This window comes from Deltaproteobacteria bacterium, from assembly GCA_003696105.1.
Lineage (GTDB): Bacteria > Myxococcota_A > Polyangia > Haliangiales > J016 > J016.
On sequence record RFGE01000135.1, the window covers coordinates 1 to 11,690 of the forward strand.

Consider the following 11,690-nt stretch of genomic DNA (forward strand, 5'->3'; position numbering starts at 1 on the left):
CGGCGGCGGCGGTAGCGCCGGCCGCGGGCGATCCGGCGCCGGCTCCGCACGCGCCGCCTCGGCCGGCTCCCGCGGCACCGGCACGGTCGCGGGCGGCGCGGCCGAGCGCACTTCGAGCGCGAGCAGCACGAGCGCCGCGAGCACGGCCACCGCCGAGCCGCCGAGCAGCCACGTCTTCACCGACGACATCGACCTCCTTATGTATCACGCGGCGGGAAAACGCGCGAAGCCGCCCCGGCTACCCCGGCGGCGCGACGCGCTCGCGCAGCGCGCGAATCCCGGACATCGGCCCGAGGACGACCAGGGTCATGCGCTCGCCGATCTCGAAATCGGCGCCCGGATTGTAGGTGTACTCGTCCCCGACGGCGTTGAGGACCGCGACGACGCCGACATCCAACTCGCTGCGGAACCGCGCTTCCCCCAGCCGCATGCCGATCACGGGCGAACCCGGCGGAACCGGCACCTCCTCGATTCGCACGTTGCGATTGGTGTCGCGCAGCATCTCGTCGAGGAACCGAACCACGTGCGGGCGCACCAACTCGGACACCATCCGCATGCCGCCGATGTAGTTCGGGGACACGACCGCATGCGCGCCGGCGCGCCGCAGCTTGTCCAGCACGCCGAGATCGCTGCCGCGCGCGACGATGCGCGCGTTCGGGTTGACCGAACGCACGGCGACCGTCAGGTACAGGTTGTCCTTGTCGTCGGCGAGCGCGGCGACGACGCCGGCCGCCTCCGCGATGTTCGCGCGTTCGAGCACCTCGTCCTCGGTTGCGTCGCCGACGACGTAGTCGAACGCGCCCTCCTGGTGCTGGGCCGCGATCTCGGCGAGCCGTTCCGCGTCGCGGTCGATGACGACCGCCTGCTTGCCCGCGACCATCAGCTCCTCCATGACATGCCGGCCGGTCGACCCGCATCCGCACACGACGTAGTGGTTCTTCATGGCTCGAATCCGCTTGTTCATGCGCCGGCGCTGCACGGCGCGCTTGAGGTCGCCCTCGATGATCAGCGCCGTCACCGACGACGCGAAATACAGAAACACGCCCATGCCGAACACGAGGTAAGCCATCGTGAACTCGCGGGCGTACGGCACCTCGTCGAAGCCGGGGAGCGCCTCCCGGTAGCCGACCGTCGTGAGCGTGATGACGGTCATGTACGCGCAGTCGAGCAGCGTCCACCGCCCGCCGCCGATCGCGTGGTAGCCGAGCGTGCCCAGGGCGACCACGACCACGAGCGCGACGGTGGGCGGAATCAGCCGCCGGGCGACGTGGTCACCGAGCCCGGCGGCGGCCGCTTTCCCCACGTCCATCGCCCGAGATGGTATGACAGGCGCCCGATGAAGACACTCGCGAGCTACATCAAAGGGACCTGGTGCGAAGGCGATGGCCCCGCCGCCACCCTCGTCAACCCCGCGACCGCCGAGCCGCTGGCGCACGCGTCGACCGGCGGAGTCGACTTCGCCGGCGCGGTCGCCTACGCGCGCGACCGCGGCGGCCCCGCCCTGCGCGCCATGACCTTCGCCGAGCGCGGCGCCCTGCTGCAACGGCTCGCCGACGTGATCCACGCGGGCCGCGAACAGCTCATCGCGCTCGCGATCGAAAACGGCGGCAATACCCGCAGCGACGCCAAGTTCGACATCGACGGTGCGAGCGCGACCCTCGCGGCGTACGCCCGGCTCGGCGCGCAGCTCGGCGACGCGCGCGCCCTCGCCGACGGCGACGGCGTGCAGCTCGGCCGATCGCCGCGGCTGCACGGCCGGCACGTGTGGACGTCCCGCCGCGGCGTCGCGGTCCATATCAACGCGTTCAACTTCCCCGCCTGGGGCCTCGCCGAGAAGGCCGCCTGCGCACTGCTCGCCGGCATGCCGGTGATCACGAAGCCGGCGACGGCCACGGCGCTGGTGTCGTGGCGGCTGATGCAGATGTTCGTCGAGGCCGGGGCGCTTCCCGACGGCGCGCTGCAGTTCGTGTGCGGCGGTGCGGGCGACCTGCTCGACCACCTCGGCGGCCAGGACGTGGTCGCCTTCACCGGGTCCAGCGGCACGGCCGCCGCCCTGCGCGCCATGCGGTGTGCGGTCGAGCGCAGCACGCGCGTCAACGTCGAGGCCGACAGCCTCAACGCGGCCGTCCTCGGGCCCGACGTCGAACCGGGCTCGGAGACCGAGGACCTGTTCGTCGCGGACGTGGTGCGCGACATGTCGCAAAAGGCCGGCCAGAAGTGCACCGCGATCCGCCGCGCGTTCGTCCCGGCCGACCGGCTCGACGCGCTCGCCGAGCGGCTCGCCGAGCGGCTCGCCGACATCCGCGTCGGCAACCCCGCCGACGACGGCGTCCGCATGGGTCCCGTCGCCACCGCGCAGCAGCTCGCCGACGTCCGCGCCGGCATCGATCGGCTGGCCGCCGAGACCTCCGAAGTGTTCACCGGCGCCGCCCCGGACGGCCCCGGCTACTTCGTCCCGCTGACCCTGCGGCGGACCGACGACCCCGCGTCCGCCCGCGCGCTGCACGCCCACGAGGTGTTCGGCCCGGTCGCGACGATCGCCCCCTACGACGGCACCGCCGCGGCCGCCGCGGCGCTCGTGCGGCTCGGCGGCGGCGGCCTCGTCGCGTCGGTCTACTCGGACGACCGCGCGTTCCTGGCCGACGTCGTCCTCGACATCGCCGCCGACCACGGCCGCGTGTTCGTCGGCTCGCGCAAGATCGCCGGCCAGTCGCCCGGCCCGGGCACGGTCCTCCCGCAGCTGGTGCACGGTGGCCCCGGGCGCGCCGGCGGCGGCGAGGAACTCGGCGGCGAGCGCGGGTTGCACTTCTACATGCAGCGCACCGCGATCGAGGGCGACAAGGCGCTGCTGTCGGCGCTGCCGCTGTGACCGCGGCGCCCCGCTACACCGGTGTCGTGACCACCGTCGTCGGCGGCTCGGGGTAAAACAGGTAGTTGACCACCAGCGGCTCGCCGCCGTAGCGGGCCGGGTAGTCGCCGGCGTCGAACCCGGGCGGCGGCGCACAGATCTCGCCGAAGTCGACGTGGGCGATGCCGTACGCCGGCAGGATCGCGACGAGCCGCTGCATCCGCGGCAGCAGCGGCGGGTCGTACACTCCCGGCCGCGGGCGTTCGACGATCGCCGCGCCGCCGGCGTCCCGCATCAGGGTCAGCGCGGTCTGCTGCACGGCGGCCAGGGGCGCCATCGACGACAGGCACACCCGCAGGTACAGCTCGTCGGCGCCGCCGTCGAGTTCGTCGGGCAGCGGCACGCCGGCGTAGACCACCTGCGCGAGATTGGGCTCGCGGCCGACGCACTGCACGTAGATGAAATCGCAGTACGCCTCGTCGCCGCCCGGCACGTACAGGGTCGACGCCGACAGCGCCACTGCGAGCTCGTCGGCGAGCGCCTCGCCGTCGTGTTCGCACACGCCCGCGCGGTAGCGCGCCGCGTCGTCCGGTTGCCCCCAGGTCCGACTGGGGTACACCCGGTCGAGCGCCGCCCGCACGCCGTCGAGCATGGCTCCCTTGCGGTCGTCACATGCTCCTTTGGATGCGCACTCGGTGCAGCCGCCCATCTTCGCTGCCACTCATGCTATATGGTTCGCGAACCGTCGCCAGGAGAAATCGCCGTGACCGAAGCCGAGCTGACCGCAATTCGCAATCTTTACGCCCGTTTCCCCGAGCGCGTGGCCCACGCCCGCGAGCGCTTCGGGCGCCCGGTGACCCTCGCGGAAAAGATCATCGCGGCCCACCTCACGCCCGTCGACCAGCCGTGGGAGCGCGGCGACAGCTACCTGGACCTGGCCCCGGATCGGGTGGCCATGCAGGACGCCACCGCGCAGATGGCGCTTTTGCAGTTCATGAACGCCGGCCGCGACAAGGTCGCGGTGCCGACCACCGTCCACTGCGACCACCTGGTCCGCGCGCAAAACGGCGCCAAGGACGACCTGCTGCGCGCGCTCGACGAAAACCACGAGGTCTACGAGTTTCTCGCGACCGTGTCGCAGCGCTACGGCATCGGCTTCTGGAAGCCGGGCGCCGGCATCATCCACCAGGTCGTGCTCGAAAACTACGCGTTCCCCGGCGCCCTCATCATCGGCACCGACTCGCACACCCCCAACGGCGGCGGCCTGGGCATGCTCGCGATCGGCGTCGGCGGCGCGGACGCGGTCGACGTGATGGCCGGCATGCCGTGGGAGGTCAAGGCGCCGAAGCTCGTCGGCGTCCACCTCACCGGGGAGCTGCGAGGGTGGACGGCGCCCAAGGACGTCATCCTCAAGCTGCTCGGCATCCTGACCGTTGCGGGCGGGACGAACAAGATCATTGAGTATTTCGGCGAGGGCACCCGGTCGATCAGCTGCACCGGCAAGGCGACCATCACGAACATGGGCGCCGAACTCGGCGCGACCACCTCGGTGTTTCCGTACGACGAGCGGATGGAGGCGTACCTGCGCGCGACCCGCCGCGAAGCAGTCGCCGACCTCGCCAACCAGTACGCCGAGCACCTGCGCGCCGACCCGGAGGTCGAGCGCGATCCGGAGCGCTACTACGACGAGGTCATCGAGATCGACCTGTCGACCCTCGAACCGCACCTGGTCGGCCCGCACACGCCCGACCTGGCCCGGCCGATCTCGAAGATGAAGGAGGCGGTGGCCGCCGAGGGCTACCCCGACGACATCCGCGTCGCGCTGATCGGCAGCTGCACGAACTCGTCGTACGAGGACATCGGCCGGTCGGCGCACATCGCGCGCCAGGCCAAGGCGGCGGGTCTCACGGCCAAGACGCCATTTCTGGTGACGCCGGGATCGGACCAGATCGACGCGACGATCCGGCGCGACGGCCTGATGGACGAGTTGCAAGCGGTCGGCGGCACCGTGTTGGCCAACGCGTGCGGGCCGTGCATCGGCCAGTGGCGCCGACTCGACGCCAAAGAGGGCGAGCAGAACACGATCGTCACGTCGTACAACCGCAACTTCCGCGGCCGCAACGACGGCAACAAGACGACGCTGGCGTTCATCGGCAGCCCCGAGATCGTCACCGCGCTCGCGTTCGCCGGCAAGCTCAGCTTCGACCCGACGCGCGAGGCGCTGCCGGCGCCCGACGGCGGCCAAGTCGTGTTCGAGGCGCCCGAGGCCCCCGAGTTGCCCCCGCAAGGGTTCGTGTTCGAAGAGAGCGGCTTCGTGCCGCCGCCGGCCGACGGCAGCCAGGTCGTCGTCAAGGTCGACCCGGCCAGCGATCGCTTGCAACTGCTCGAGCCGTTCCCGCCGTGGGACGGCAACGACTTCATCGAGCTGCCCCTGCTGCTCAAGGCGAAGGGGAAGTGCACGACCGACCACATCTCGCCGGCCGGCAAGTGGCTCAAGTACCGCGGCCACCTCGACAACATCTCGAACAACATGTTCTCCGGCGCGGTCAACGCGTTCACCGGCGAGACCGGCCGCACCAAGAACCTACTCACCGGCGAGTATGGGGCGGTCCACGAGGTCGCGCGCGCCTACAAGGCCGCCGGCAAACGCTGGGTGGTCGTGGGAGACTCGAACTACGGCGAAGGATCCAGCCGCGAACACGCGGCGATGTCGCCGCGTCACCTCGGCGCGGCCGCCGTCATCGTGCGCAGCTTCGCGCGCATCCACGAGACGAACCTCAAGAAGCAGGGCGTCCTGCCGCTGACCTTCGTCGACCCGGCCGACTACGACAAGGTGCAGGAGGACGATCGCGTCAGCGTGCTCGGCCTCGCGGGCCTCGCACCGGACAAGCCGGTCGAGGTCGAGTTGGTCCACGCCGACGGTACCCGGGATCGGTTCGAGACCCGACACACCCTCTCGGCCGAACAGATCGAGTGGTTCCGCGCTGGCTCGGCACTCAACTGCATCGCGGCGCGCAATCGCAAGTGAGCTGGAGCTGGCACAGGCTCAACTCCGCGCAGCGGCTGTTCGTCACGCTCGCCGGCGTCGGCGCACAGGCCGCCACGCGCAAGACGCAGCGCCTGGCCAAACTCGACCTGAATCACGCCAACCTGGTCGGCGCTCGCCTCACGCGCATCGATTTGTCCGACGCGATCCTGCGCGGCGCGAATTTGGCGGCAGCGGATCTGCGCAAGACGATGCTGCGCTACGCGACCCTTCAGGGCGCCTGGTGCATTCGCGCCAACTTCAGCTGGACCGAAGCCGGCGACGTGGATGCGCGCACCGCGAACTTCGACGAAGCCGACCTCACGGAAGCGGTGTTCGACGACGCCAAACTGCACCGCGCATCGTTCCGCAACGCCATCATGAACCGCGCCGAACTCAACCGCGCGGTGCTCGACGACGCGCGCCTGTGCGGTGCGCTCCTCGAGAGCGCCGAGCTGCGGGAAGCGAGTCTGGTCCGCGCCGACTTATCGGGTGCCATCCTGTGGCTGGCGGACCTGCGCGGCGCGGACCTGCGCGGCGCGACGCTCGCGGGCGCCGACCTGCGCGCGGCGGATCTCACCGGCGCTCACCTCGACGGCGCCGATCTCGACGGGGCGCGGTTCGGCGACGACGCCGTCGGCGACGACGGCAGCCCGCTGCGATCGGCCCTGTCGGTGCGCGAGCCGCACCCGGCGCCGGCGGCCGCCGACCTCACCGCCGCGCGCTGGCGCCGCATCTACGTCGGCGACCGCGAAGTCACGCGCGGCGAGGACGGGGCGTGATCGATATCGACCAGGAGCTGCGCGCCATCCTCGCAGACCTCGTCGCCGATGCGCGCGCATCCGCCGCGGCGATCGTCCCGGCGGCCGACGACGACGAACACGACGACGCGATGCGCGCACCGCTGGGCGGCGGCGCCCACCTCGCCGTCCGGTTGCCGCCGGGCCGCCTGCCGGATGCGGACGCGCGCGCGGCCGTGGAGCGGTGCGTGCGCGCGGTCCGCGCGTGCCAGCGCCGGTGGATGTGCGACGCATTGCCGGCGGTTTCTGTCACGCGGACGGCGGCGCCCTCGCCCTCTCGCGTCGTCGATCGCATCGTCGCCTACCTGCAAGCGTTCGCAGCGTCCCACGGCGTGGTCAACGCCGCCGTCACCGTCCGCTCCAAAGTGGTCACGTCGGCCGTGCCGCTCACCGAGTACCAGGCCGAACGCATCCCGTTCGCGCTCAAGCAGATCGAGGCCGAAGCGCGCCGCCATGCGGGCCAGACGTCTCACGTCGCGGTACTGCGCGACGATCTGTGCGCGTTCGCGTTCTGGGTGGGCGCCTGCCTCATCGCGTTCGTCGACGGCAGCCATTCTCCCGACTTCCTGCGCCACCGGGCACGTCTCGTCACCCGCGAGTTGAGCCTGCTTTTGCCCCACCTCGACGACGATCCGAACAGCCCGGCAAACGTCGCGCCGATTCCCGAGTAACGCGTCACGCGAGCTGCTGGCGTTCCTCGATCGGCTTGTGCAGGTCGAAGCCGTCGTGGAGCGCCCGCAGCGCCAACTCGGCATAGCGCGCCGAGATCACGACCGAGATCTTGATCTCGGAAGTCGAGATCATCTGGATGTTGATGTTCTCTTTGGCGAGCAGCTCGAACATCTTTTGCGCGACACCGGCGTGCGACCGCATGCCGACGCCGACCACGGACACCTTGGCGATGTCGTCGTCCCACGCGAGCCCGGCGCCGTCGCCGCACAGATCGCCACACTCGGCCCGCAGGATGTCGAGCGCGCGCTGGCGATCGCCCTTGGGCACGGTGAACGTCATGTCCGTATGGCCGCTGTCGGACACGTTCTGGATGATCATGTCGACCACGATCCCCTCGCGCGCGAGCGGCGAAAAGATGCGGTTGGCGACGCCTGGGTGGTCCGGCACGCCCCGCACGGTGATCTTGGCCTCGTCGCGGTTGACGGTGACCCCGGCGACGACGACGTGTTCCATGAACTCCTCCTCCGGCACGACGAACGTCCCCGGCGCGTCGGTGAAGCTACTGCGAACGTGGATCGGCACGTTGTATTTCATGCCCATCTCGACCGATCGGATTTGCAGCACCTTGGCGCCGGCTGACGACAGTTCGAGCATTTCCTCGTAGCTGATGCGGTCGATCTTGCGGGCGGTCGGCACGATCCGCGGATCGGCGGTGTAGACGCCTTCGACGTCCGTGAGGATCTCGCACACGTCGGCGCCGAGAGCCGCCGCGATGGCGACGCCGGTCGTGTCCGAGCCACCGCGGCCGAGCGTGGTGATGTCGCCGTACTCGTCGATGCCCTGAAAGCCGGCGATCACCGCGATACGCCCCTTGGCGAACGCCGCGCGGAACGGCTCGGGATCGATCGACCGAATCCGCGCCCGAGCGTGCGCGCTGTCGGTCTGGATGCGAACCTGGTAGCCGAGGAACGACTGCGCGTTGCCCCCGAGCGACCGAATCGCCAGCGCGACGAGCGCGCAGCTGATCTGCTCGCCGGTCGACACGATCACGTCGACTTCGCGATCGTTCGGGTCGGGATGGAAATGCGACGCGAGCTGAAGTAGCCGGTTGGTTTCTCCCGCCATCGCCGACACGACGACCGCCACGTCGTGACCTTCTCGTTGCACGCGCAAGCACCTTTCGGCGACCGCGCGAATCCGATCGAGGTTGGCGACCGACGTACCGCCGTATTTCTGAACGATCAGCACCCTGCGCCAGGGTCGCCGCGAATCGGGCGCGCTGTCAACACGGCCCTCTCGCCGGCGGTGCGAACGCGGCTCACACGCGCGCCTATCCCGACTCGGCGCCGTAGATCGGCGCGCCGGCGGTGCGCGCGTCGAGCACCGCGCGCGTGACCGGATGGCGCGCGAGGTCCGGGTCGCGCGCGATCAACCGTTCGGCCTCGTCGCGCGCGAGCGCGAGCAGCTCCGCGTGGCGCTGGAGGTCGCCGAATCGCAGCTTCGGCAGCCCGGCCTGACGCGCACCGAACAGCTCGCCCGGCCCGCGCATGCGCAGATCCGCCTCGGCGATGCGAAACCCGTCGGTCGTCTGCGCCATCACGGCGAGCCGCTGGGCCCCGTCGGACGTGTGGCCTCCCCGCGTCACCAGCAGGCACTGCGACGCCCCGCCGCCCCGGCCGACGCGACCGCGCAACTGGTGCAGCTGCGCCAGCCCGAACGCGTCCGCGTCCTCCACGACCATGAGAGTCGCCTCCGGCACATCGACGCCGACCTCGATCACCGTGGTCGCGACGAGCACGTCGATGTCCCCCGCGCGAAACGCGGCCATCGCCGCGTCGCGCTCGGGCTGCGCCATCCGCCCGTGAACCAGCCCGACGCGCGCCGGCGCCAGCGCGCCGGCCAGCTCCGCCGCCACGGCCGTGGCCGCGGCGCGATCCGCCGCGTCCGACGGCTCGACGAGCGGACACACCACGTACGCCCGCCCGCCGGCCGCGATGCACCGGCGCAGCTCGGCGAGCGCTGCCCGCCGGCCCGCCTTGCCGGACAGCACGCGCGTCTGCGGCGGCGTCCGCCCCGGCGGCAGCTCGTCGATCGTGGTCACGTCCAGGTCGCCGTAGGCGGTGAGCGCGAGCGTCCGCGGAATCGGCGTCGCGGTCATCACGAGCAGGTGCGGTGCGCTCGCGTCGCCCTTGCCGCGCAGGCGCAGCCGCTGCGCGACGCCGAACCGGTGCTGCTCGTCAACGATCGCCAGGCCGAGGCCGGCAAAGCGCACGCCGTCGGCGATGAGCGCGTGCGTGCCGACGGCCAGATCGACGCGGCCGGCCTCGAGCAACCCGAGCGTCGACGCGCGCACGCCGCGCGGCGTCGACGCCGTGAGCAGCGCGAGCCGAATGCCGAGCGCGTCGCACCACGGGGCGAGCGCCGCCGCGTGCTGCTCGGCCAGAAGCTCGGTCGGCGCCATCAGCGCGACCTGGCGCCCGGCAGCGATGACCTGGTGTGCGGCCGCGAACGCCACCGCCGTCTTGCCCGAACCGACGTCGCCCTGGAGCAGCCGGTTCATCGGGACCGACCGCGCGAGATCCGCGCCGATCGCGTCGATCGCCCGCCGTTGCGCGGCGGTGAGCGCAAACGGCAGCGCGCGCGACAGCGCGGCATCGCGCGCCGGCGGGATCGGACACGGCACGGCCTCGAACGACCGCTGCCGGCGGCGGCGGCGCGCCACGGCGAGGCCCAAGAAGAACAGGTCGTCGAACGCGAGGCGCCGGTGCCACGGGCTGGTGCCGGCGTTGAGCGCGTCGACCGCGTCCACCGGCAAATCTTCGGGCGGAGCGTGCAGCGACAGCAGCGCGTCGGCGAGCGGCGCCAGCCCCGCGCGCGCCGCGACGTCGGCGGGTACGCCGTCGACGATGTGATCGCGCGCGCGCTCGACGGCGGCCCAGCACGCCTTGCGCAAGGTGGCCGGCGGCACCCCGGGCAGTGCGCCGTAGCGCGGAAGGATGCCCGGCCCTGCGCCGAGCACGTCCGGGTTGGCCATCTCGATCGCGCCGGCCCGCGCGCGCACGACGCCGGATACCGCCACCCGCGCGCCGCGCGGGAACCGCTTGACCATGCCCGCGTGCGCGTGAAACCAGCGGACGACGAGCCGCGCGCGGCCGTCGGCCAACCGCACTTCCACCCATCGCCGCGGCCCCCGGCGCAGGAACCGCGCGGCGGCCACGTCGCCGGCCGTCGTCACCCGCTCGCCGACGCGCGCGACCGCCTCCTCGAGCGGTATCGCGCGGCGCACGTCGTCGTACCGGCGCGGGACGAGCCACACCAGATCCTCGACGGTCTCGATCGACCGCTCGGCGAGCGCGGCGGCCAGTTTCGGCCCGATGCCCGGCAGGTCGGTCACCGGACGATCGAGCGGCCCGACCGCGGCCGGCGCGACCGGAGCGGCCGCAATCGCGCCGGCCGCCGCGCGGGCGCCGGTGCGCCGGCCGGCGCCGTCGTCTTCCCCGGCGCGGGCGGTCGCCGCCGCCCGCCGCGACGGCGCGCGACCGGCGTTCGCCGCCGCGCCGCGCCGCGCCGGCGCCGGACCCGCGAGCACCTGGCACAGGCGCAGGCCGCGCGCCACCTCGACCGACTGCTCGGCCCGGTCGAGGCGCTCGAACCCGTCGAGCCGCCGCCGCCACGTCAGCAGGGGGCCGCGCCGCTCCTCGGGAGCGACCGGGACCAGTCGATCGACCGCCGCGCGCAACGTGGCCCCGAGGTCGCGCACGTTCGCAAGCCCGGCGAACTGATCGCGGGCGGCGACTTGCAGCGGCGCGCGCAGCGCCTCGACCCGGCGGTGGAGCTCCGTCATCGCCCGGCATGGTACTGCACGCCGCTGACGCCGCCGCGCGGCCCGGGCGATCCGGCCCCCGACGCGCGGTGCCGGGCGGCTCGCGCGAGCCGGCTCAGCCTCGCGCGCCTACTCGCGGTAGGTGAACCGCAGCTCGTAGTCGCACAGGTGGAACACGTCGCCCTCGTCGATGCGCTTGTTGTCGATGCGCATCCCCTTGTAGTCGATCCCGTTGGTCGACCCGAGGTCCTTGATGTAATAGGTGCCGTTGCGGCGGATGACGGCGGCGTGTTTGCGAGAGATGTTCCCGTCTTTGATCGCCAGGTCGGAGGTCTTGGACCCGCGCCCGATGATGAACTGATCCTTCAACACCGGGTAGCGCTGGTTGTTGAAGATCAGATACAGCGTCGGCGCCGCGGCGGGGCGCGCCTGGGCGCCGCCGTAGGCGGGCGGCCGGCTCGCCGGCGCGGGCGGGCGCCGCGGGGCCTGCACCGGCGGCGGCGGCGGCCGGCCCGCCGGCGC

10 protein-coding genes are annotated in these 11,690 nt (G+C 72.2%); 4 read left to right on the forward strand and 6 right to left on the reverse strand.

The genetic code is table 11. The features are described 5' to 3' along the window. Both D6689_09215 and D6689_09220 read right to left on the reverse strand, forming a co-directional pair. A partial coding sequence (locus tag D6689_09215) for a hypothetical protein (GenBank protein RMH42077.1) occupies window positions 1-189 on the reverse strand: 189 nt, incomplete at its 3' end. A 49-nt stretch (window positions 190-238) separates the two neighbouring features. Beyond that, window positions 239-1,309 (reverse strand): potassium channel protein, encoded by a 1,071-nt coding sequence (locus D6689_09220; protein ID RMH42078.1) that lies wholly within the window; start codon window positions 1,307-1,309, stop codon window positions 239-241. A 27-nt stretch (window positions 1,310-1,336) separates the two neighbouring features. Between D6689_09220 and D6689_09225 the strand changes: the two genes are divergently transcribed. Further along, window positions 1,337-2,869, forward strand: a complete 1,533-nt coding sequence (locus D6689_09225; GenBank protein ID RMH42079.1) for a 3,4-dehydroadipyl-CoA semialdehyde dehydrogenase — start codon at window positions 1,337-1,339, stop codon at window positions 2,867-2,869. A 13-nt stretch (window positions 2,870-2,882) separates the two neighbouring features. On the opposite strand, the gene D6689_09230 is transcribed toward D6689_09225, so the two are convergent. Continuing rightward, entirely contained in the window at window positions 2,883-3,557 is a 675-nt protein-coding gene (locus tag D6689_09230) for a hypothetical protein (protein ID RMH42080.1), read from the reverse strand. Window positions 3,558-3,578: 21 nt separating this feature from the next. Here D6689_09230 and D6689_09235 point away from each other — a divergent pair, with 21 nt between their 5' ends. Genes D6689_09235 through D6689_09245 form a run of 3 tightly spaced genes read left to right on the forward strand, consistent with a single transcriptional unit; the run spans window position 3,579 to window position 7,344 of the window. Continuing rightward, window positions 3,579-5,876: an aconitate hydratase gene (locus D6689_09235; GenBank protein ID RMH42081.1), complete on the forward strand. Its 2,298-nt coding sequence runs from the start codon at window positions 3,579-3,581 to the stop codon at window positions 5,874-5,876. Continuing rightward, entirely contained in the window at window positions 5,822-6,655 is an 834-nt protein-coding gene (locus D6689_09240) for a pentapeptide repeat-containing protein (protein RMH42082.1), read from the forward strand. Before D6689_09235 ends, D6689_09240 begins: the two co-directional genes overlap by 55 nt. Further along, a complete protein-coding gene (locus tag D6689_09245) occupies window positions 6,652-7,344 on the forward strand; it encodes a hypothetical protein (GenBank protein RMH42083.1) in 693 nt (230 codons plus the stop codon). The genes D6689_09240 and D6689_09245 overlap by 4 nt, the downstream gene beginning before the upstream one ends. A gap of 4 nt (window positions 7,345-7,348) precedes the next feature. On the opposite strand, the gene D6689_09250 is transcribed toward D6689_09245, so the two are convergent. The 3 genes from D6689_09250 to D6689_09260 form a co-directional block, all read right to left on the reverse strand. Then, window positions 7,349-8,593, reverse strand: coding sequence for an aspartate kinase (locus D6689_09250; GenBank protein RMH42084.1), 1,245 nt, complete (start codon window positions 8,591-8,593; stop codon window positions 7,349-7,351). Between the two features lie 82 nt (window positions 8,594-8,675). After that, window positions 8,676-11,189, reverse strand: coding sequence for an ATP-dependent DNA helicase RecG (recG, locus tag D6689_09255; protein RMH42085.1), 2,514 nt, complete (start codon window positions 11,187-11,189; stop codon window positions 8,676-8,678). Window positions 11,190-11,297: 108 nt separating this feature from the next. After that, window positions 11,298-11,690: FHA domain-containing protein (locus D6689_09260; protein ID RMH42086.1), on the reverse strand; the 393-nt coding region annotated here is incomplete at its 5' end.